The sequence below is a fragment of the Herpetosiphon sp. NSE202 genome (assembly GCF_042688385.1).
Classification (GTDB): domain Bacteria; phylum Chloroflexota; class Chloroflexia; order Chloroflexales; family Herpetosiphonaceae; genus Herpetosiphon.
In genome coordinates, this window is the sequence record NZ_JBHUPY010000019.1 from 1 (window position 1) to 22,597 (window position 22,597).

Genomic DNA, 22,597 nt, shown 5'->3' on the forward strand with positions numbered 1-22,597 from the left:
TGCAATTCGTGGAATTCGTGGCTAAAAATAAAGCTTCGTAGTTTTGCGCTTCGCGATCTTCGCGGTCTTCGCGGTTCAATATTTTTAACGCAGCGGCGCAGAGGAAATGTGGCTTTTGGCTAGCGGAACATTGTTCGTGCAATTCGTGGAATTCGTGGCTAAAAATAAAGCTTCGTAGTTTTGCGCTTCGCGATCTTCGCGGTCTTCGCGGTTCCCCTCCTTCGTGTCATTCGTGCTCTTCGTGGATCAATCGAATCGGTCTTTTGGCGGAACCAGCATCGCCAATAAGCCTCACGGGCTGCTGAGGCTTCGTGGTATAATGGGCCTATTGACGTTGACGAAATCCGTGGTTTGGGTATTTTTGTTCTTCAGAGAGCCGCAGCTGCTGCGATTGCGGCGAACATTGCCAAACTATCCAATTTCTGAGTCTTAACGCCCCGCGTTCGGGTTGCTTCCGTTAGCAAGCTTTTCGAGGTTGTTGCATGCAACGACGAACGAAGGTGGCACCACGAGAGTTTTACGCTCTTCGTCCTTCTCTAGGGACGAGGGGCGTTTTTAATTGGCGAAATGTTTGCGCAACCAAGCGTTTGAGGTTTTATATGTCATGGGAAGTCGGCTTAGTTACCTTCGGTAGCATTATTGCGTTGGTCATTATTCTCTGGATTTTTAGCCGTTTGGCCTGGGGTGGCGGCATGCAACAACCATCATACGATTTGCTCAACCCAGCCAAAGAACGCCCAATCAGCACCCAATTTGCCCAACCAGACCAAGAATCGATTGTGGTGCGCTGTAAACAATGTAATTTTAGTCATGCGCTGCCTGATATTAGCAAAATGCCAGCTTTTTTGGCCTCGGTTGCCCAAGCTAGTAGCGAAAGCGGCGAACTTAAATCGATCTGTCCGCATTGTGAAGGTGTGCTGCAAAGCTGGATTCGCCAAGCAATTCTGCATCAAGGCAGCCACCAAGTGCTTGAATTTGCAGTCTTGCGGCGCGGTCAACGCCGCCTGTACGAAATTGAAACAATCATCTATAGCACATTGAGCGCAATTCCCCAGCCCCAACGAGGCTTGGTTGCAGAAGCGCTGAATGAGCCAGAACCAGAGGAACCTTTATGATTATTCGTGGCGATGCAGCCGATTTAATCCATAATCGCGAAGGCCGACTTGCCCCCGACCAACAACACCAGCTCCAAGCAATGCGCGCCTTTCGTGTGCCATTTTTGCCGATGGTGTTTATTGGCTTAGCCTTGATGGGGGTTGGCATATCGCGCGCCGATGTGCTGGGCTGGGTGGTGGTGGCTTTAGGCGCGGTGCTGCTTTTCAACGCTTGGACGCGCCGCCAAAGCCAAGCTGCGCTCAAGACTGGGGTTGTGCAGGCAATTACCGGCCAGCTAGAAAAAATTCGCCCAGTGCCCTTTGCGATGTTTGAATCGGAGTTGGTGATCAACAAACGCTCGTATGCGCTGTTAGCCAAATTAGGCGATCAGCCGCTTACCATCGGCCAAAACTATACAATTTACGTCGCCAAAGGCGTTTCACGGATGGGCATTATTGTGGCGGTCGAAACAGCATGAGCAAGCGTCAATCCAAACGCCCCAGCGGCGAAGCACTAACCAAAATTCTCGAACACAACGCCCAAATTGCTCCGCAACAAACGAGTGATCTGGTTTGGGGCATCAAGGCCGAGCTGCAAAGCAATCGCCGTGGCGAGTTGCACCCTGATCAAATCAAGCGCATTTTGAAAATTTCGATTTTTGATATTTGGATTCGCTTGGCCTTTGGTGGGTTCTTTCTGGTTTTTGCCCTGACCCAACGCACCAATTCTTGGCAATTTTGGGTTCCTTTGGCAATTGCTTTGTTTCCATTAATCAGCGCAATTAATGGTGCTTTAGCTCGCCAGCGCTTGAAAAAAGCCAAAGTCGAAACGATCGAAGGCAGTGTTAATCAGGTTAAGGTGCATCGCTCTGAAGCCGTTTCGGCCACCTTGCACCGCGATAGTTTATATATGTTTTTGCTCAACGATCAACATAGCAAAACGCTGCCTAAGCCCGAGCAAGCCTATCGCTTCTATGTGGCATTTGGCGTAATTCGGCCAGGAATTGTTGTGGCAATTGAAGCATTAGATCAAGTTCCTGCCTCAATCGAGGCATAGTTATTCAAGGAGTTTCAGCATGCTTGATATTCGTTTATTTCGTGAACAGTCCGATGTTGTGCGTGAAGGTTTTGCCAAAGTTGGCCGCGATCCAGGCTTAGTCGATCAAGTGCTCGACTTGGATGTGAAACGGCGTGAGGCGATTACCGAAGTTGAACGGCTCAAGGCCGAGCGCAACGCTGGCTCGAAAGATGTTGCCCGCACTAAAGATAAAGCCGAACGTGATGCGAAAATTGCGGCTATGAAACTGGTTGGCGATCAAATTAGCGAGCTTGATGCCCAAGCCAACGCAATTGATCTTGAACTTAATAATTTGATGCTCGATTTGCCCAACTTGCCGTTGCCCGAAGTGCCTGTTGGCAAGGATGAACACGATAATGTGGTGGTCCGCGTCGAAGGCACCATCAAAGAAGCCGATTTTGCAGTGAAGCCACATTGGGAGCTTGGCGAAGAGCTAGGAATTCTCGATTTCGAGCGTGGCGTGCGCATGAGCGGAACCCGCTTTTTCGTGATGAAGGGCTTGGGCGTGCGCTTGCAACGGGCCTTGATTAGCTGGATGATCGATATGCACGTCGATCAGCATGGCTATACCGAATTGGCCGTGCCCTATTTGGTGAAAGCCGATGCAATGGTTGGCACTGGCAACTTGCCCAAATTTGCCGATACCATTTTTCACATCGAAGATACCGATTTATGGCTGATTCCAACCGCCGAAGTGCCAGTAACCAACTTGCATCGCGAAGAAATTTTGGATAAAGCTCAATTGCCATTGCGCTACGTTGCCCACACGCCATGTTTCCGCAACGAGCAAATGAGCGCCGGACGCGATGTCCGTGGCATCAAGCGGCTGTATCAATTCGATAAGGTCGAAATGGTTAAATTGGTCGAGCCTGCTACTAGCTACGATGAGCTGTTCTCGCTGATTAGCAATGCCGAAGATGTCTGCAAAGGCTTGAATATTCCCTATCGTTTGTTGCAATTGTGCACCGCCGATTTGGGCACTGCGACCGTCAAGTACGATTTGGAGATGTGGGCACCTGGCATGAACGAATGGCTTGAAGTTTCGTCGTGTGGCCTGTTTGGCGATTATCAATCGCGGCGCGCCAATATTCGCTACCGCCCAGAAGCTGGGGCAAAACCAGAGTTTGTGCATACGCTGAATGGTTCGGGCTTGGCCTTGCCACGGGTGATTATCGCAATTCTCGAAAATTACCAAAATGCCGATGGTAGCGTGACGATTCCCGAAGTGCTGCGGCCATACATGGGCGGCATCGAACGGATTGCTAAATCGAAAGCATAAAGCAAAGAACATAGAGCAAAGAACATAGAACATAGCCGTTGCTGAATGGATTTCCCTCACCCCCCAGCCCCCTCTCCCACTGAACGCGGGAGAGGGGGAGCACCGACTCCGTGGTTCCCACTCGTTCACGAAAACGCGGGCGAGGGGGAGCCAACGTTTTTCGCCAAGGAGTTGCGGGAGAACCAGAGGGTTAAAGCCCCTGGCCCGCGCCACGGGAGAGGGGGCTGGGGTGAGGGGATCTTAAAACCTACTCTTGTAAGAGCCCCCTCGCCCATTGAACGCGGGCGAGGGGGAACCACCAAAAATCACGAAACCACCACAGAGCGAAAAAGCCCCTCGCCTGCGCCACGGGCGAGGGGTTGGGGCAAGGGAATCTAATCCTCGCGCTAGAATCTGCTATACTCGCTGATAACACAGGTGGTCAGTAGCTCCAAGGAGGTAGCCTCGTGGCTGAAGCAGTGTTAATTGATGCAGTTCGCACGCCGATTGGTCGCCAACAGGGCAGCTTGCGCGACGTGCGCCCCGATGTTTTGTATGCTCATGTGCTCAATGCCCTGATTGAACGCACTGGAATCGACCCAAGCTTAATTGAAGATGTAGTGACTGGTTGCGTTACCAACACTGGTGAACAAGGCGCAAATATTGGCCGTTTGGGTGTGATGCTTTCAAATTTACCAATTACGGTGCCTGCCGTTACGCTCAACCGCATGTGTGGCTCAGCGCAACAGGCGATTCATTTTGGCTCGCAAGCGGTTGCCGCAGGCGATGCAAATTACGTCATTGCAGGCGGTGTCGAATCGATGAGCCGCGTGCCCATGTTTAGCGATGTAACTGGCGATTTTGCCACCTTCAATCCTGCAATTAACGAAAAACATCAGCTGGTGCATCAAGGCGAATCCGCCGAATTGATTGCCGAGAAATATCAATTGTCGCGCACTGAGCTTGATGATTGGAGTTTCGAGAGCCATCAGCGTGCCGCCGCCGCCACCAAAGCTGGTTGGTTTAGCAGCCAAATTGCGCCAATTGTTGGCAGCGATAAAGCTGGCAATGCCCACGAATTGATCTACGATGAAGGCATTCGCTTCGAGGCTGATCGCGCCAAAATGGGCACGCTCAGAACAGTGTTTCGCGCCGATGGCGTGGTTACTGCCGCTAATGCTAGCCAAATTTCCGATGGCGCTGCGGTGGTATTAATTGGCGAACGTGAACAAGCCCTTGCGGATGGCTTCAAGCCGCGTGCCAAATTCCGTGCGCGCGTCGTTGCCGCTGGCGATCCACGCATGCAGTTGCTCGAAGTGATTCCTGCAACTCACAAAGCGCTTGCCAAAGCAGGCTTGAGCATCAACGATATTGATCTGGTGGAAATTAACGAGGCGTTTGCTTCGGTGGTGTTGGCATGGTTGCGCGAATTCAAGCTTGATCCAAATCGGGTCAATCCCAATGGCGGCGCGATTGCCCATGGCCATCCCTTGGGCGCAACTGGTGCAGTGTTGATGAGCAAAATGCTCAACGAACTCGAACGCCGCGATGCTCAATTTGGCCTGCAAGTGATGTGCATCGGCCATGGCCAAGCAACCGCCACCATTATTGAGCGAGTATAGATCGGGGATTGGTTGTTGGGTGTCGGGGATTGGTAGAACATAGATGTAATAGTTCATTGGGTTGGCAATCAGGTATATGCCCTCACCCCCAGCCCCTCTCCCACTGAACGCGGGCGAGGGGAGCCCTGATTCAGCGGTTCCCCCTCGCCTCGCTGGTGGGAGAGGGGTTGGGGTGAGGGGATCAGGCGGTGGTTAACGCAATGAATCAGTACACATAGAACATAGCAGAATAATCAAAGAAATAGATGGATGCTCTTTGTGCTCTTCGTGTCCTTGGTGGTTAAAAAAACTGATCCCTCATCCCTGAACCCTGATCCCCCATTAAATAAGGAACCACAATGGAAATTCAAGCTTTGAGTGTGGTCGTGACTGGTGGAGCTTCGGGCTTGGGTGGCGCGACCGTGCGCCGCTTGCATAGCGCTGGAGCCAAGGTCGTGATTGCCGATCGCAATGCAGAGGTTGGGACGGCATTGGCCAATGAATTAGGCGCAAATGCCCAATTTGTGGCTTGCGATGTAACCGATGAAGCCTCGCTGGCTGCCGCTTTGGATCAAGCGATTGCGATTAATGGCCGTTTGCAAGCAGTTATTAGCTGCGCTGGCGTTGGCAGTGCCGAGAAAATTCTGGGCCGCAATGGTGTGCATAGCCTGGAATCATTCAATCGAGTCATGCAAGTTAACTTAAATGGGGTGTTTAATGCGCTGCGCTTGGGCGCTGAACGCATCAGCCAAAACGAGCCAAACGTCGCTGGCGAACGTGGGGTCATTATCAACACTGCTTCGATTGCTGCCTTCGATGGCCAAATTGGCCAAGTGGCTTATAGTGCCTCGAAGGGTGCGATTGTTGGCCTAACTTTGCCTGCTGCTCGCGAATTGGCTCGCCATGGCATTCGGGTCATGACGATTGCCCCAGGCACGTTTGATACGCCGTTGCTGGCTGGCTTGCCAGAACCAGCGCGCCAAACTTTAGCCGCTCAAGTGCCCTTCCCGCCGCGCTTGGGCGACCCTACTGAGTTTGCCATGCTGGCCCAGCATATTCTCGAAAACCCAATGTTAAACGGCGAGACCATTCGCTTGGATGGCGCACTTCGCATGGGTTATAAATAAACTTGGACGTGGCAGTGGTCTAAGCGACCACTGCCTTGGTTTTTTAGGAGCATGCTGATGAATGGCAGCCAATTATTCTTAACTGCCTTAATTTTGGCGGGGAATGTGTTGTGGTGGTTGCGCGGGGTTCGGACCAGCGAAAATTGGTTTTTTGGCCAATGGCTAAGCCAGCGTTGGCAGGTCGAAATTCGGCGCAGCGAGCGCTTTAAAGGCAAAACGTGGGAACTTCATCCGAATGACGCTGCCAAATTGAGCACTGGCAAACGGGCGAGCTTTCAAGTGCTACAAAGTATTTTTCCATTAATTACGGCGATTCCAACCATTCTCTCGATTTTTCTGATCACCTGGGTTGTGGCGATGTTTGGCCAATAGCAGCAATCAGCCTGAGCACTGGTATAATGCAGCCTGATCGCTAGCAGCAATGGGAGTATTTATTGTGCGGATTGGGATTAGTGGCACGTTCTGGGCAGAACCAATGGTGGGCAGCGGCCAATATTTACGCCATTTAATTGAACATTTGCCCCACGTTGGGCCTCAGCATGAATATGTGCTTTTCTTGCCCGCCTACACCCATGCCGAAATTCCCCAAATTCCGCATATTGCGGTCGATTTGGTGCCAACTCCATTCGATAAGCTGCACCCAAAATTGGCCAAAATCTGGTATGAGCAAATTGAGTTGCCCCGCGCTGCCTTGCGTTTGGCGGTTGATATGTTGCACGTGCCTTATTATGCGCCGCCACGCCGCCAATTAGTGCCAACCGTGGTCACGGTGCACGATCTGATTCCATTAATTTTGCCGGTTTATCGTGGCTCGATGGTGATGCGGGCATACACGGCGCTAGCAACCAGCGCTGTGCGCCGTTGCCGTCAATTAGTCGCAGTCTCCGACCATACTCGTGATGATATTATTGATATTTTGAAGGTCAACGCCTTACAAGTGCATACGATTTATGAAGGCGTTGCTCCTGATTATCAACCGCAGAGCGAAGCGCAAATTAGCCAAACCTTGCAACGCTTTAATATTACCCAGCCTTATTTTTATTATATTGGCGGCTTTGATGTGCGTAAAAATCTCACGACGCTGTTGCGTGCATTTGGCCGCGTGCGTCGCCGCATCGAGCAACCAATTAAATTAGTGATTGCTGGCAACCGCCCCAAAGTAAATTCAGCATTTTTCCCTGCTTTAGAAACCACAATCCTCGATGAAGATTTAGCTGCCGATATTATTTTTACTGGTCGCGTATCGAATGCAGAAAATGCGGCGCTCTTTGCTGGCGCAAGTGCATTTGTTTGGCCTTCGACTTATGAAGGATTTGGCTTGCCACCATTAGAAGCGATGAGTTGTGGCACGCCAGTTATTTCTTCAAATACCAGTAGCATGCCCGAAATCGTTGGCGAAGCTGGCATTTTGCTGCCGCCGCACGATACCGAAGCATGGGCCATGGCAATGCTGCGCATGTTAAATGATCAAGCATTAAATACCGAATATCGCCAACGTGGTTTGCAACGGGCCAGCCAATTTAATTGGCATAGCTTTGCAGCCCAGATGATTAAGGTTTATGAGAAAGCCTAGTTCATGATCACGTTTGGATGATTAGATAGCCCTAAATCCTTTAAATTGCCACTTTTTCCGCTGAGCATGGGGCCAAAAAGCTGCATATTGTAGTTAAATAATATTAATAAAGTTACGAAAATTGGTAAAAATGAGCTTAATTTTACAACGAAATTATGGTCAACTTTGTGCTTAACATCACATAATGATTAGAGTTTTCTCATCCACTTTCAAGAAAATATGTTCTAAATTGACTGAAAATCAGCTGATTTATGGCTTTGGAATGGGCTAAAAGCCCTATCTGACAAGCAGCTGAAAAGCTTAAGCGAGGAGTCTGAAAAATAGCTGAGATTTGCAAACATGGAACAAATATGTTAACTTCCCTTTCGGCATTGCACGATGCATAAACGTTAATTATTTAATTGTCAGCGCGATATCATTAAGCCGCGTTCGATAATAGGGAGGTTACAGCTGCATGCAAGATGCTAAGTCCTCGAATGATCTGATCCAAGAAGATCATGATCTCCAAGACTTCCAGCAGCGGGCTGTGAACAACGAAAATTCGCTTTTACGAACGACCGGTTTACGCCAACGCGTAAATGCCCGTTCTGTTTCTGCACTTCGTGCGGTTCCATCGTACCTGCGTAAAGCTCCACGTCGCTACCTACTTCATCTCATGGTGCTTTCGCTGTTGCCTGTTGGTTTAGTGGTTAACAAAAATGCCACCACGCCTCAGGTCGATACAGCAATTCTGGTCAGTGCATCGCCAACTGCTGAACGCCAAGTTCGGCCAGCGCTTGGTTTGATGACCATGACCCACCGTAACGAACCAGCACCATTGACAGCCCTCAATGATTCAGAGGCCACGCCTGATCCAGGTGTTGGCGATGGGCCAATTAGCAGCCCAGACTTTGATGATTCGTTGGTTATTCCCGTAGGCCGACCTGTCAATAATAATCCGACCTATCCCGAAGCAGTTATTAGCGGCGATATTGCCAATTTGCGCAATGGCCCTAGCACTGAATTCGATCGCTTAGATAAATTAGATTCTGGCACCAAGGTAAAGGTTGTGGCTCGCCACGCCGATTGGGTGCAAGTGCGCACCGAAGGTGGCCAAGAAGGCTGGCTCGCCGCTGATTTGGTCGATTTAGATCAAGCAGTGATCGATGCTTTGCCCGATGCACCAAATGTGCCAACTCCACCACCAGCCAAAGTGGGCAAAATCACCCAAGACAATTTGAACTTGCGTGATGGCCCCGGTACTGACTACATCAGTATGAAGAAGCTGGGCCTTGATAACCAAGTTTCATTGTTGGCCCGCTACCAAGGCTGGTATCAAATTGAAACTGGCGAAGGCACTGTTGGTTGGGTTTCAGCAGAATTCTTGAATCTTGAAGCTGGCGTTGCCGAACGCATCGCCGAAGCCGAATCGATTCCATCAGCCAACCCAGCCTTGGTTGGTTGGGCAACTGACGAAGGCGTAAACCTTCGCTCTGGCCCAAGCACCAAGTTCGATTCATTGGGTAAACTGAGCAAAGGCGCTGAATTAGGCTTGTTGGCTCGTTACAAAGAATGGGTCAAAGTCGAAACAGCCAAAGGCACCAAAGGCTGGATCTCACAAGATCTGGTTGATGTGAGCAACTTTGTGTTCCGTCGGGTGCCATTTACCGATAACGTTCCTTCACTGCCGGTTGCACCTGCTCCTAAAAAGAGCAACCCCGCCAAGCCTCAACAACCTGCTGGTGGCGGCGGTGGCGGTGGCGGCGGTACGGCAAGTGGTGATGTTGCCTCGATGGCGTGGGCCTATGTTGGCTACAGCTATCGCTGGGGTGGCGAAAGCCCAAGTGGCGGCTTCGATTGCAGCGGCTTGACCAAGTATTTGTATCGTCAAGTTGGCGTGAGCTTGCCTCACAGTGCTGCTGGCCAATATAGCAGCGCCTATGGCACCTTCATTGGCAGCATGAGCAACTTGCAACCAGGCGACTTGTTGTTCTACGCTGGCACTGCTGGCCCTGGCATCACTCACGTAGGGATTTACGTTGGCGATGGCATTATGGTCAATGCAATGACTCCCGCTTCGGGTGTTGGTGCAGTCAGCATCTACAGCAGCTACTGGCTCAATCACTATTACGGCGCGCTGCGGCCTTATCGCTAGTTGCTGTTCCATAAACATTATCAAAGCAAGAAGCGTTCCACAATCTGTGGAACGCTTCTTTTGTTTTTTGGCTTAATCTCGGCTACTATAACTGCGCGTAAGGCTATTTCATAGTGGGGAGGATAACCCTATGCGAATTCGGACGACGCTTATGTTGGTATTGGTGTTGGCGCTGATTGGTGTGGTTGGCTATGCGTTTCTATCGCCATCATTTGGCATTGATGGCATAATGGCCCAACCAACCTCAACGATTAAACCAGGTATGACCGTACTCCAAGCAATCCGCCGTCAATCTAAACTCTCAACCCTCTCGATGAACTTCACCAAAGATACGACAATTATTCGCGAACATGGCTTGCTTGGTGCATGCACAGAAGAAATTACCTATCTTGGTTATTTCAATGTGCAAGCAGGCATCGATTTGAGCAAAATTAGCGAAGAACGCTTAATCGTCAGCAACGATGGCTACCCCGATCAAGCGACCGTCGAAATTGTGTTGCCTGATGCTGAACTCCTGAGCAACGAGCTTGATACCCAAAATAGTCGGCTGATCGCCCAAGATACGCCCAAGTGGTTGCCTGGTTGTTCCCATGAAATTGCCGACATGACCATCGAAGCCCAAAATACGCTGCGTGAGCAAGTTCGTCAAGATGCGCTTGAAAAAGGCATTCTCTCGCAATCGCAACAGCAAGCGAGCGAGGAGCTTGGGCGTTTGTTAACTGATGTTGGCTACAAAAACATCACTATTCGGGCCTCGAATGGCTCGATTCTCTACTCAACCAAACCGCAATAAGCCAAGTATGAGGATCGTCTATGGATTGGAATCTATGGGGGCAGCAAGCTCAGGAGTTTGCGATTCGGGTGCTGCCACGGGTGCTGGCTGCAATCGTCATCTTATTAACTTTGCGCTATGGCATTCGGCTGGCCAACGGTGCGACCAATCGCGTATTGAAGCGAGTTGAGCTACCGAGCGAAGCCGAAAGCTTGATTTTGCGTTTGGTGCGCATTTTAGTGATCGTCGCTGGCTTGGTGATTGTGTTGCTGGTGATGGGTTGGGGCCAGCTAGCGCTCTCGTTTGTGGCTGGCTTAGGCGTGAGCGGCTTAATCATCGGTTTTGCGCTGCAAGACATCACTAAAAACTTAGCGGCGGGAATTTTGTTGTTGTTTCAGCGCCCGTTTCGAGTTGGCGATCGGATTTTAATTGGCAATGATGAAGGCACTGTGACCGATATTGCAGTACGGGCCACGACCATGCGCACTGCTGATGGTCGCGAGGTAATGGTGCCAAACGCCACGATTTACACTGGCACAATCACCAATTTGACCCGCTACGTGCAACGCCGCCATAGTGTTGAATTAACGCTGAAGCGTGATGTTGATTTTGCGCCAATTCTACAAGCCTTAACTGAAATTGCCCGCACCACCGAGCATGTGCTGGAAAAACCAGCCGCCGAAGTGCTGATTACGGCGGTTAAAGCCGATGGCCTGATTGTCGAAACCCGTTTTTGGCTGCCATCGAAAGGTGTGGATAGCAATCTGGTGCGCTCGAATTTGGCGGGACGCTTGCGGGCCAAAGCACTAGCAGAAGATTGGCTGGCATGAACATCGATCTCAATGCAGACTTGGGCGAAGGCAGCGCGTTTGATGCCCAGTTGATGCCACTGCTTTCGTCGTGTAATATTGCCTGTGGCGGCCATGCTGGCGATGAGCAGAGCATGCGCACAGCCTTGCGTTTGGCCCAACAGCATGCTGTTTGCATTGGCGCGCACCCAAGCTACCCTGATCGAGCACAATTTGGGCGGGTGGTGATTGCGCTTGAGCCAAGCCTACTACAGGCCAGCATAATTGCGCAAATTACGCAGTTACAACATTTGGCAGCCCAGCAGGGGACTAAGGTACGCTATGTTAAACCGCATGGTGCTTTATATAATCAAGCTGCGGTTGATTCCGACTTAGCTCAATTGCTGATCACCAGCATCAAGCAACTCGACCCAACGCTTGCCTTGATGGGCTTAGCTGGCAGCTTGTTGCTTGAACAGGCGGCAACGGCAGGCGTGCAGACAATCGCCGAAGGCTTTATCGACCGAGCCTATGAACATGATGGTCAATTACGTTCGCGCACATTACCAGGGGCCGTGCATCATGACCAGACGGTGGCACTCCAACAGGCTTTAGCGCTTGCCAAAGGCATGCCATTTCCAAGTTATACTAATGTACCAATCAGGTTAACCGTGCAAAGTTTGTGCTTGCATAGCGATACGCCGCAAGCGCTCGCTTTTGCCCAAGCGGTTCGTACTGCGCTAGTAGCCGAAGCTATAACGATTCGGGCAGCATGCTGAGCAACTTGCGATGGCGTGTTGGCTATGCTAGACTCGCTATAGCACAATCCAGACAGGAGTAGCCTATGACAATCACTGATCGCATGTTGATTGGGGCAATTGCCAGCAATCCCGGCGATTATGAGAAGGCAGGTCAGGCACGCTATTGTTTTACTACCCAAACAATTTACTTTTCGAGCGCCAAAAGCCCTGCGCCGGAAGATGCCAATAATAACTATTTCGACTTGCCCGCACTCAACGCTGATGGCTCCAAAAAATTAGTAACTGCCTTTCAACGCTATATCAAGCGCTGGCCCGAAGATCGCCAAGCGATTATCGAAAAATTTGCTTTACGCCGTGGCTGGGAGCTGGCCATGGAGTTGCATTATGGCGGTGGCGCATTAACTGATCAAGAATCAGCTGAATGGCGCAAAATTGTTGATGGTCGGCTAACCCAATTGGTGGCAGCTGCTCGTCGTTATATTGAAGCTGGGCCGGGTGCGGCCAAGGAAATTATTGAATGAGCCTCGATTTAACCCAGTTTGTTCGCAATATCCCCGATTTTCCAATTCCAGGGATTCAATTTAAAGATATTACGCCGTTGTTGGGCAATGCAGCAGCCTTCGATGCAGCAATTGAGCACTTTGCTCAGCGCTATGCCAACCAGCAATTGCAAGCGATTGTCGGCATTGAATCGCGGGGCTTTATTTTTGGCGCGCCATTAGCGTTGCGTTTGGGAATTGGCTTTGTGCCAATTCGTAAGCCAGGCAAATTGCCTGCCCAAACCATCGGCGTTGATTATAGCTTGGAATATGGTACCAATCGCTTGGAAATTCACCATGATGCCTTGCAAGCTGGCGATCGCGTGGTTGTGATCGACGATCTTTTGGCGACTGGCGGAACCGTCGTCGCGGCCTGCGATTTGCTCAATCAGCTTGGGGCCGAGGTGGTTGAGGCAGCATTTTTAATTGAATTGACCTTTTTAGGTGGGCGCGAAAAACTTGGCGATCGGCCATATTACGCCCAAATTCAATACTAAACCGACAATGAGGCCAGCACGCGCCCCAAGCATGCTGGTCTTAGGTTGTCCAATGGCGGGAGGTTGGTGCGATGGGATACGCCGCCGATCTTTGTAATCAAGCAACTCAGCTTTTTCGGCAAGGCCAGTTTCGCAGCGCTGCGAGTTTGTTGGAGCAGGGAATTGTCGTCGCGCGGCAGGAAGCCGATAGCGATAATGAATTGCTGTGCTACCAAAAGCTCACCGCAGCCCTAATGAACTTGGACCAAAGTCAGCAGGCCTTAGAGTTGGCAACCACCATGTTGGCGCGTGCGCGGCAGCTGAACGAGCCACACTATGAATTAGTCGCCACGATTCGGCTGTGTAGTGCGTTGATTGACCTCGATCTCAAAGGTCGTTGGCCCGAAATCAAGGCCTTGTTGCTCGATTGTTTGCACCAAGCCGAAGCCCGCAATACCAGCGCTTGGCAACTCGATTGTTTACGCTTGCTTGCTGGCAACGCCATGACCATGCAAGAGTATGATGATGCCCTGAGCTATGCCCAACAAGGCTTGAGCATCATTCGCCACGATACCTACTCCGCCGATTTCTACCGCTATGTCTTTTATCGCGTGCTGCAACGCCTGCATTCGCAGCGGGAAGAACATGCCGATGCTTTGCGCTATGGCTTGCTCTCGTTTGAGTATGCTCAGCGCGAGGGCAACCCAGCTTGGGTTGTGCTGGCGCGGCGCTATTTGGCCCATCTCCACTATCAACAAGGCAATTTGCAAGAAGCGTTTAATTTATTTAGCGAAAATGTTGCCACCGCTTTAGCCTACGATTGCGCCAACGATCATCAAGATGCGACCATGTGGCGCGCCGAAATTGCCCTACAATTAGAGATGGGCGAACAGGCCTTGGAGTTTGCCCGCGAAGCGCTGGCCTTGGCACGACAACGCTTGCACGCTCGCGATGAGGCTTGGGCGTTGTTAGCTAATGTGCGGGCCTTGTATAAATTGAATCGCAGCGATGAAGCCTGGTATTTTGCCAACGAAGCCTATCATTTTGCCCAAACCCAACAGCTTGAGCATCGGCTGAAAGAAGCCCGCGAATGGATCGAAACGCTGACTAAAAAACAATCAGCGCCCACCGCCACCAACAAACAAGGCTCATGGTTTGATCGTCTAATCGGAAAGCGCTGAGTGATGAGTACTGGAACATTTCAGGTTGATTTTGAACATCTCATTCGTTTACTGGCTGAAAATTTGTATAGCGATCCGCATGTTGCGATTCGTGAGCTAATTCAGAATGCCAGCGATTCGTGTGTGCGGCGGATTGCCCAACAAGCGCTGTTTAAGCCAGCAATTCATGTGCGCATCGAGCCAAACCAACGCTTGTTAATTGTTGAAGATAATGGCACTGGTATGGCCCGCGACGATGTGGTGCGCTATTTAGCCACAATTGGGGCCAGCCAAACCCGCCAAGTCAAATTTTCAACCGCCGATCAGAACGCTGCCCAAATGTTAATTGGTCAATTTGGGATTGGCTTTCTCTCGACCTTTGTGATTGGCCAGCAAGTAACCGTCGATACCTTGGCCGAAGGCAGCGACCAAGCGGTGTTGTGGCGCTCGCAAGGTAGCGCCGATTATAGCCTTGAGCTTGGCACGCGCCAAACTATCGGGACTACGGTCACGATTGAGTTGGAGCCAGCCTTCTACAATTTGCTTGATGAAAGCACCTTGCGCTCAACGATTATTCGCTATGCCGATTTTATTCAATTTCCGGTTTATCTTGGCGACGATGCGCGTCCAATCAATCGCATGAACGGACCATGGCATTTGGATGGATCGGAACATGAATATATCGACTATGTGAAGCATCGCTTTGGCTCGGTGCCTTTGGCAGTTGAGCCAATCGCCATCAAGCAGCACAATGCAGAATGTAGCGGGGTTTTGGCAATTATGCCAAGTTCAGCAGCCCTAAAAATTCGCCCGCGCAAGCTCGATGTGTTTCAGCGGCGCATGTATGTTTGCGAAGATCTGCAATTGTTGCCCGATTGGGCGACGTTTGTCTGTGGGATTATCGATGCGCCGTTGCTCGAATTGGTTGCCAGCCGCGAAGGCTTTATGATCGATCGGCCCAACTATCGGGCCTTGCGCGAAGCCTTGGCCGACGCTGTACGTTCGTTCTTAATTCGTTTGGCCCAGCGCGAGCCAGCCACGTTTTTGCAAGTAGTCAAACAATATAATAGCGGCATCAAGCAAGCAGCGGTGAATGATAGTCAATTTTTCGCCGCAGTTGCCGATTTGCTGACCTTCGAGAGCGATCTTGGCCCAATTACCTTGAGCCGCTATCTTGAGCGGATTCCAGTGCGCGCTGCTGGCGAACGCACAATTTTTTATGTGCTCAACGATTTGCCGCCCAGTGCCCAGCAACGAGCGATTGTCGGCGCACGCGGCGTGCCAGTGCTGCACATTAATTTAATCGAAGAAAAATTTCTGAAAAAATATTGTGCAGCGCGCCATGGCGTAAGTTTCCAGCCACTAACCGCTGGCATCGCCGAATTGCTCGAAGCCGAAACTGACTCCCAATGGCGCAAACTTGAACAACACTGCGCACAATTGGGCATGCAGGTCTATGCCACGCGCTTCGAGCCAACTAATTTGGCGGCTTTGGCGATGCGTGATAGTGATTATAAACGTGAACAAGTTGTGGATAGCCTGTTGAAAGGTAGTGGAAGCCTGCTCAATTTCGTCCAATCGGTGGGGCGCAAGCGCAGCGATGATTATGTGCTGTGTCTCAACACGCTCAATCCACTGGTTCAGCAATTGCGCGATGGCCAACCGAGCGATCAACGCTGGGCAACTGTCGTTCGCGCCTTGTGGGGCTATGCCTTGCTTTCTAGCGGCATCGAACTGACCCCCGAGCTAGGCGAGGCAGTGCAAAACTCCCAAATGTCGCTGCTAGAACTGGCGCTTACTCAAGGCTAAGGAGTTGGTATGCAACGACCTCATGGAATTCGCCAAGGTCAAATGACAATTAATGTGCCTGGCGTGATTCGCACGCTTGGCGAAAGTTTATACGCCGATCCGCATGTGGCAATTCGTGAGTTGCTGCAAAATGCCCACGATACATGCCTCGTGCGTCAGGCCGATGATCCCAACGCGCCGTTGCCCGAAATTCATGTGCGCTACGACCCATTTGGCCGCAGCCTGACGATTGAAGATAACGGCACAGGCATGACCGAGGCCGAAGTCGAGCAGTTTCTCTCGGTGATTGGCGCAAGCAACACCGATGCTGTGCGCTCGCGGCTTGAAGCGCTTGGCGAGCGCAGTTTGGCCGAGCGCTTGATTGGACGCTTTGGCTTGGGCATGCTGGCCGCGTTTATCATTGGCGAGCGCATTGAGTTTGTGACCCGTTCGTTTCGCAGCGAAGGCGAGGCGGCGGTTTGGTGGGAATGTACTGGCGAGCAATCGTATCGTATGGGCCAAACCACCCGCGCCACTGCTGGCACAACCGTCACGGTTGCAATCAAACCAGGCCAAGTGCATTTGCTGCGCGAAGATGAGCTGAGTCGGCTGATTCGCTTATTTGCCGATTTGCTCAGCGTGCCGATTTACCTCGACCCATCGCCACGCCCAGTCAATGTGATGCAAGCGCCATGGCATAGCGATGCCAGCGAAAGCGACTATATTCGCTATTTGAACGAGCTATATCCAAGCGAATCGGTGTTGGCAGTAATTCCGCTGAATGTCGAGGAAGATAACGGGGCTTTCAAGCTTGGCGGGGTGCTGTTTATTCCCAAACAGCCCTATTTGAATGTGCGCGAACATGGCGATTTGATTGTCTATGTGCGGCGTATGTTTGTTTGTCGTGGCGAGCGCAGCCTGCTGCCAGAGTGGGCCAAGTTCGTCAAAGGTGTAGTCGAAAGCCCCAATTTGCGCGAAACCACTTCGCGCGAGGCTTTGCGCCGTGATGAATATTTCGAGCGGGTGCAGCGCACGCTTGGCCAAGTGATTCTCAATTATCTTGAGCAACTGGCGCTCAACGATCAACGCTTGTTCCGCGAGATCGTTACCCAGCACAATCGGGTGATTAAATCGTGGGCATTAATTTCCGACGAACTGTTTGCTCGCATCAAAGATATTGTGCTGTTTGATACCGATGCAGGGCGCATGAATTTGCCACGCTATTTTGAGCAATCGCAACTTTCGCGCAGCGGCATCAACAGCGACGATCCGCATCAACGGCTGTTGTTCTATTTCACCACGCCTGGCGGGATTGGCCAACATGCGGTGTTATTTGCGGCCAAAGGGTTGCGGGTGATCGATGCTCAATATTTTCCCGATGAGCCGTTTTTGCGCCGTTACGCTGAGCTAACCGAAAATATTGGCCTGCGGCGCTTAGATGTTGGTGGCGATTTTATCTTCGAGGCGCTGACCAATAAAGATGAGCGTTGGCTGGAACTTGAAGAACGCTACGCCGAAATGGGCGTGCAAGCCCAAGTTGCGCAATATCTGCCCGAATCGATTCCAGCGGTTTTGATTTTCGCCGAAAACTCCGAAACAACCGAACAAGTTGATACGCTCTTGGCAGACCCAAATTTAAGCCAATCGATTAAGCAATTGCTGCGGGCGATGCTCGATGAGCGCAAAGCTGAGCGCAAAAGTTCTGCCAACAAAGGCATGCTCTATTTGAATGCGCGCAATCCAGTGATTAATCAAGTAGCAACATTAAATCACTACAGCGACCCCCAAATGCGCGATGTATTGATTTTTCTCTACAATAATGCGCTGATGTTAAGTGCTCAAGGCGCGCAACGCATCGTCAAGCCCGAACATGCTAAGCAAATTTTCGATGCTAACAATCGGGTGGCAAGCGCTTTGATGAATGCAATTACGGGCACGACTGGCGCGATCGATCTGCCCCAATCAACCGTTGCGCCCTATGCCTTGTTGATTAACACGCTTGGCAATGCCCAAGTTAATCAAGAATTGCGTTCTGTGCTGGAGAGCGCACCATTTTTCTTGCGTGTTGTTGGGATTGACGCGGCGCTTTCGTTGACTGAGCATAGTTTGCAGAGCCTGCAACAGGCGGCATGTATTGTAGTTGATGCCAGTGAGCCAGCCCAAGCGAGTTTGTTGGCGTTGGGCGCAGTTTGGGCGCTTGCCCCGAATGTACCAATTATCGCCTTGCGTGCTGGCGAAGCTGATCGCTTGGCAATTCCAGCGATTGATGCGGTCTACGATTTAGGCGTGCGGGGTGATGCGTTGCGTGGTGCTTTGCAGGAACTGAATCTGGCCCAAGCAGCCAGTCGCCTGAGTGCAGCCGATTTTCTGCGCTACGAATTTGTGAGCGAGCGTTTGGCCCAAGCCTTGGCCGAACACTTCCGCAGCATCGACGAAGTGTTAAATGCCGATCCGGCGGAAGTCAGTAATTTGCTAGGCGTGCGCTTAGCGCCATTGGGCTTAATCGAGGAATTACAACGGGCGTTGCAAGAAGATCGCGACGCTTAGTTGCGGCGCAACACGACGACGGTCATATCGTCTTGATATTGGCCGTCGCTCCAATGGTTGGCAGCGCTCATAATTTCGCTGACTAACTGCGCTGCTGAGCGTTGGCTGAGCATACTAATTAAATTGCGCAGCCGATTCAGGCCAAACAATTCACGCTCGCTGTTGGCAGCCTCAACCACGCCATCGCTGACGAAAATTAAGCTCTCGCCAGGCTGAAGCTCCAAGGCTGCTTCAGTGTATTGAGCATTGGCAACCGCGCCCAAGGGAAAGCCACTCAAATCCAGATACTCGCATTGGCCGTCTTTGCGCACATGCAAGGGCGAAATCAAGCCTGCATTGCCCAATTGCAGCTGGCCAGTTTTGGCATCCAGCATGGCGTAGGCTAAGCCAGTATTGATTTTTTGCTGGGCCATGCGCCGATAAAACAGCGGATTAAGCCGATTGGCAAGGCCCAATTGGTTACTGGGCGGGCTGTCGTGCAAATATAAATCGATCACGCTCATGGCGATGGCCATAAAAAACGCCCCAACCACACCTTTGCCCGAAACATCGCCAACCCCAAGATACCAACGATCATCGGCCAAATCGATGACATTAAAGAAATCGCCGCCAACTTCACGGGCTGGTTGGGTAAAGCCAGCAATTTCGTAGCCGCTGATTGCTGGCAATTGCTGGGGCAAAAAGCGTTGCTGCACCTCAGCTGCCAAATCAAACTCCCGTTGCAAGCGAGCACGCTCTGAGCGCTCCTCAATTTGGCGGAAGTTCTCCAACACAACTTCGACTTTGCTGCCCATGGCTTCAACGGTGGCTTGCTCTTGTTTGCTAAAGCCGCCAAGCCGATTGTAGAAGGCCAATAAGCCGATTGGCTTGCCTTCTAAGCGCAGCGGCACGGCTAAGGCGGCATCGATGCGCTGGCCAAAGCCAACCCGCTGAAAATCGCTGTTATTTTCGAGGCTGGTCGCCGACCAAGGTTCGTTGCGTTTGAGAATATAGGCAGCCAAGCTGGTTTGGTAGGCGGCGGTGGCTTGGGCTTCAAAGCCCCAACTAGCGGCAATTCGCGCTTGGCCTTGTTCAAGCAAAATAATCTCGCCAGCTTGGGCATCAATCAACGTGCCGCCCTGTTGTAAAATCTCGCCAAGCAGTTGATCGCGTGGCAGCGAACGGCCAAATAAATCGCCCATGCGGCTTAAAAATTGATATAGCTCGCGCTGGCGACTTAGCCGACCCCAACCACTGCCAGCAAAATAGGCCAAGACCGGCATCAAAACCAAGGTCACAATAATCTCGATTGTTGGCGCGCCCAACATTCCATATTTGGCTAATGAAGTTGCGACGAGCGGCGCAAACAGCAGATCGGCCAAAATCGCCACCGCCATGCTGCCCATCACGCCAAAACCCATCGCGGCATGAGCAATTGGAATCAAATAGAGGTAGCGCAAGGCAGGCGCAGCCGCCCAACGCCCTTCGCCAAGGTACATCACAATTGTAATGGCCAAGAGCAAAAGGCTGATGCTAATCACATCACGCTGGCGGTGGGCACGATTCATCAGCGTAAAATCGCACTAAAACTAAACACAATATTACACAGATAGCCTGGCACGACGCTTTGATAGCGGCGAAATAAGAGCGAGGCGGCAATCGACATCATCGACAAATAAATCACCACGCCCACCATTTGAATTGGATTTTGCCATTGGCTGCGAATTAAGTAAATGCTCAAATTAGCAAGCGTGGTGACGGCAGTAGCGAGCCAAAAATTGAGCTTATAGATCGTTTGCAACGAACGCAAGATCACGCCGCGAAAAAATAATTCTTCGCCGAGCGATTGAAAAACTTCGAAGCCCAACGACCAAAACATATATTGCCAAGGCTTGATGCTGAGGCCAACGATGCCACTAAAGCGCACTGTTGATAAAAAATGCAGCGCAATGAACACCCCTGCCAACAAACCAAGCAACACTTGATCGCGCCATTTGCGCAGGTGCAAGCCATGCTGTTGCAATTGTTGATCGCGTTGCGAATACCAAAGCAGTAAGATTGGGGGAATAAAAAATAAGCCAGCCCAATACAAGCGCGGCGAATCGCCCAAGCCTGCGGCCAGAAAATGCTGGGTTAAGCCATGTTTGGCCGCAGCATTGACCCCAATTGCCACCGCTGCCCAAAAACCAAATAGTATGGCTGTCCGGCGTTTGGCGCGCGGCTGGCGAAACCAAGCCAGCCCACAAAAAACAGCCGTAAACAGCACCCAAGAACCAACCTCGGTCACAATCCCTTGCGCTACTTGGCCTTCAAACGTCGCGCTCCACAAAATCATGGCCGCGGCACCAAGCAGCGTCAAGCCAATTGTCAGGCCATAGCGCCATGGCGGGCGTTGCAACAAACGGCGTTCAGGGGTTTCAAGTTGATGAAAAGCAAGCAGCGACATAGGGCCTCCGTTGGTCGTGAGCGCTATTGTAGCATAGGGGAAAGAACATAGAACATAGAGCATAGAACAAGGATGAAGGATGAGGGATGAAGGATGAAGGATGAGGGATGAAGGATGAAGTCAAGAATCAAACCAATCTGTGGAATCTGGGGCAAAAAAACGAAACCTTCGTGCTCTTCGTGTTCTTCGTGGTTAAAAAAACTACCTCTATATTCGGAATATTGTTCGTGCAATTGGTGCAATTCGTGGCTAAAAACGAAACCTTCGTGCTCTTCGTGTTCTTCGTGGTTAAAAAAGCCCTTATGACTCGTAATTTTAACCCAGCGGCGCAGAGCAATGATGGCTATGGGCTATTGGCTTTGGGCTAGGAGGACATAATCAACAATAATCTGTGCAATCTGTGGCTATAAACTAGCTTTCAATTCTATGTTCAATGCTCTTTGCTCTATGTTCTAAATATAGAAATTTTGTGCTAAAATATTATGTTAGAATAGGGCTTTTGTGGTATAATAAAGCCATGAATAGACGTTTACAACCACAAGCCCAAGAGCCACAACGGCGTAATCTTCCGGAACGTCTAAGCCAAGGATTTCGCATCGTTCGTCGCGCACCTTGGGTTATTTTAATACCCATTTTGCTTGACCTCTGGCTGACATTAATGCCAGCGTTAGCGCCTAATCGTTGGCTTGCCAGCATTAGCAGCGTGGTCAATCGATTTAGCCGTGCGCAAGGCCAACAACTTTGGGCGCAGGCCAACGAGCTGTTGCAAACTGTCGATTTGCGTTCGAGCGCAGTCGGAACCTACCTTGTGCCAAGTTTGTTTAGCGGCGCTGGCTCGCCCTCGCTGCATAGCGGCGCGCCATGGCTGTTCGATGGCTGGTTGACCTTGCTCTTGGTGCTTGGGTTGAATGTGCTTGGGCTTGGCTTCAGCACAATCGTTTTGTTCTGGCTGGGGCGCAATCTCGATCAGGCGCAGCCTGCATGGTCTGCTCTGCCCAAACAGCTCTGGAACTTAGCCAAACTGAGCATGATTATCGTTGGCTTAGGCTTGTTATTTGGCATCCCGGCAGTGGTTGCTGCGAGCTTTTTGCTCTCTGCCAGCGCGTTTGGGGCGCAATTGGTGCTTGCCGCCTTTGGCATGGTGCTCATTGCCCTCTGGGTCTATGCTAGCCTTGCGCCTGCAGCAATTATGCTTGGTCAACAATCTGCCTTGATTGCGCTCTATCAGAGCTACAACTTGGTGCGTCAACAACCACGCGAAGCCCTGCCGCTAATTCTGGCTAGCGGGGTTTTGATTCATGGGACGGCCTTTTTGCTGCGGCCCCTAGCCACCAACATGATCAGCATTCTTGCAGCAAGCGCCCTGTTTGGGTTGCTCAGCTGTAGTTTACAAGCAGCCAAATTAGTCTTTTATAACGAACGTGTTGGCTCACTTGCCCACCGTTTTCCTGTTGCCCTAACACAAAAGTGAGGTTC

The 22,597-nt window shown here is 51.1% G+C and carries 21 protein-coding genes; 19 read left to right on the forward strand and 2 right to left on the reverse strand.

What is annotated here, in order from left to right:
- The first annotated feature begins 599 nt into the window (after positions 1-599).
- The 17 genes from ACFMKP_RS20910 to ACFMKP_RS20990 all read left to right on the forward strand — a co-directional run bounded on the left by ACFMKP_RS20910 (position 600) and on the right by ACFMKP_RS20990 (position 18,696).
- Positions 600-1,115: a hypothetical protein gene (locus ACFMKP_RS20910; protein ID WP_382294751.1), complete on the forward strand. Its 516-nt coding sequence runs from the start codon at positions 600-602 to the stop codon at positions 1,113-1,115.
- Entirely contained in the window at positions 1,112-1,573 is a 462-nt protein-coding gene (locus ACFMKP_RS20915) for a hypothetical protein (protein ID WP_382294753.1), read from the forward strand. The genes ACFMKP_RS20910 and ACFMKP_RS20915 overlap by 4 nt, the downstream gene beginning before the upstream one ends.
- The gene (locus tag ACFMKP_RS20920; RefSeq protein WP_382294755.1) at positions 1,570-2,151 is read left to right on the forward strand and encodes a hypothetical protein; all 582 of its coding nucleotides are present in this window, start codon (positions 1,570-1,572) and stop codon (positions 2,149-2,151) included. Before ACFMKP_RS20915 ends, ACFMKP_RS20920 begins: the two co-directional genes overlap by 4 nt.
- 19 nt (positions 2,152-2,170) lie before the next feature.
- Positions 2,171-3,451: a serine--tRNA ligase gene (gene serS, locus ACFMKP_RS20925; protein ID WP_382294757.1), complete on the forward strand. Its 1,281-nt coding sequence runs from the start codon at positions 2,171-2,173 to the stop codon at positions 3,449-3,451.
- 446 nt (positions 3,452-3,897) lie between these two features.
- The gene (locus ACFMKP_RS20930; protein WP_382294759.1) at positions 3,898-5,052 is read left to right on the forward strand and encodes a thiolase family protein; all 1,155 of its coding nucleotides are present in this window, start codon (positions 3,898-3,900) and stop codon (positions 5,050-5,052) included.
- Between the two features lie 338 nt (positions 5,053-5,390).
- Positions 5,391-6,158 (forward strand): 3-hydroxyacyl-CoA dehydrogenase, encoded by a 768-nt coding sequence (locus ACFMKP_RS20935; protein WP_382294760.1) that lies wholly within the window; start codon positions 5,391-5,393, stop codon positions 6,156-6,158.
- A 57-nt stretch (positions 6,159-6,215) separates the two neighbouring features.
- Entirely contained in the window at positions 6,216-6,530 is a 315-nt protein-coding gene (locus ACFMKP_RS20940; protein ID WP_382294762.1) for a hypothetical protein, read from the forward strand.
- Between the two features lie 64 nt (positions 6,531-6,594).
- On the forward strand, positions 6,595-7,731 hold the full coding sequence (locus ACFMKP_RS20945; RefSeq protein WP_382294764.1) for a glycosyltransferase family 4 protein: 1,137 nt from the start codon (positions 6,595-6,597) through the stop codon (positions 7,729-7,731).
- Between the two features lie 454 nt (positions 7,732-8,185).
- A complete protein-coding gene (locus ACFMKP_RS20950) occupies positions 8,186-9,865 on the forward strand; it encodes an SH3 domain-containing protein (protein WP_382294766.1) in 1,680 nt (559 codons plus the stop codon).
- Positions 9,866-9,995: 130 nt separating this feature from the next.
- The gene (locus tag ACFMKP_RS20955; RefSeq protein WP_382294768.1) at positions 9,996-10,658 is read left to right on the forward strand and encodes a DUF4230 domain-containing protein; all 663 of its coding nucleotides are present in this window, start codon (positions 9,996-9,998) and stop codon (positions 10,656-10,658) included.
- 20 nt (positions 10,659-10,678) lie between these two features.
- On the forward strand, positions 10,679-11,467 hold the full coding sequence (locus ACFMKP_RS20960; protein WP_382294770.1) for a mechanosensitive ion channel family protein: 789 nt from the start codon (positions 10,679-10,681) through the stop codon (positions 11,465-11,467).
- On the forward strand, positions 11,464-12,204 hold the full coding sequence (gene pxpA, locus ACFMKP_RS20965) for a 5-oxoprolinase subunit PxpA (RefSeq protein ID WP_382294772.1): 741 nt from the start codon (positions 11,464-11,466) through the stop codon (positions 12,202-12,204). Before ACFMKP_RS20960 ends, pxpA begins: the two co-directional genes overlap by 4 nt.
- A 65-nt stretch (positions 12,205-12,269) precedes the next feature.
- Positions 12,270-12,707, forward strand: coding sequence for a hypothetical protein (locus tag ACFMKP_RS20970; protein ID WP_012191904.1), 438 nt, complete (start codon positions 12,270-12,272; stop codon positions 12,705-12,707).
- Entirely contained in the window at positions 12,704-13,222 is a 519-nt protein-coding gene (locus tag ACFMKP_RS20975; protein WP_204754014.1) for an adenine phosphoribosyltransferase, read from the forward strand. The genes ACFMKP_RS20970 and ACFMKP_RS20975 overlap by 4 nt, the downstream gene beginning before the upstream one ends.
- Positions 13,223-13,293: 71 nt before the next feature.
- Positions 13,294-14,382: a hypothetical protein gene (locus ACFMKP_RS20980; protein ID WP_382294775.1), complete on the forward strand. Its 1,089-nt coding sequence runs from the start codon at positions 13,294-13,296 to the stop codon at positions 14,380-14,382.
- 3 nt (positions 14,383-14,385) lie between these two features.
- A complete protein-coding gene (locus ACFMKP_RS20985) occupies positions 14,386-16,170 on the forward strand; it encodes an ATP-binding protein (RefSeq protein ID WP_382294777.1) in 1,785 nt (594 codons plus the stop codon).
- Between the two features lie 9 nt (positions 16,171-16,179).
- Positions 16,180-18,696: an ATP-binding protein gene (locus tag ACFMKP_RS20990; RefSeq protein WP_382294779.1), complete on the forward strand. Its 2,517-nt coding sequence runs from the start codon at positions 16,180-16,182 to the stop codon at positions 18,694-18,696.
- Here ACFMKP_RS20990 and ACFMKP_RS20995 read toward each other — a convergent pair.
- Both ACFMKP_RS20995 and ACFMKP_RS21000 read right to left on the reverse strand, forming a co-directional pair.
- Positions 18,693-20,243, reverse strand: coding sequence for a PP2C family protein-serine/threonine phosphatase (locus ACFMKP_RS20995; RefSeq protein ID WP_382294781.1), 1,551 nt, complete (start codon positions 20,241-20,243; stop codon positions 18,693-18,695). The genes ACFMKP_RS20990 and ACFMKP_RS20995 overlap by 4 nt on opposite strands.
- Complete coding sequence (locus tag ACFMKP_RS21000; protein WP_382294783.1) at positions 20,243-21,121, reverse strand: type II CAAX prenyl endopeptidase Rce1 family protein; 879 nt, start codon at positions 21,119-21,121, stop codon at positions 20,243-20,245. The genes ACFMKP_RS20995 and ACFMKP_RS21000 overlap by 1 nt, the downstream gene beginning before the upstream one ends.
- Positions 21,122-21,228: 107 nt before the next feature.
- Between ACFMKP_RS21000 and ACFMKP_RS21005 the strand changes: the two genes are divergently transcribed.
- Both ACFMKP_RS21005 and ACFMKP_RS21010 read left to right on the forward strand, forming a co-directional pair.
- Positions 21,229-21,489 carry a hypothetical protein gene (locus ACFMKP_RS21005; protein ID WP_382294785.1) on the forward strand — a complete coding sequence of 87 codons (261 nt, stop codon included), beginning with the start codon at positions 21,229-21,231 and terminating at the stop codon, positions 21,487-21,489.
- A gap of 149 nt (positions 21,490-21,638) precedes the next feature.
- Positions 21,639-22,592 (forward strand): hypothetical protein, encoded by a 954-nt coding sequence (locus ACFMKP_RS21010; protein WP_382294787.1) that lies wholly within the window; start codon positions 21,639-21,641, stop codon positions 22,590-22,592.
- The last annotated feature ends 5 nt before the right edge of the window (positions 22,593-22,597 follow it).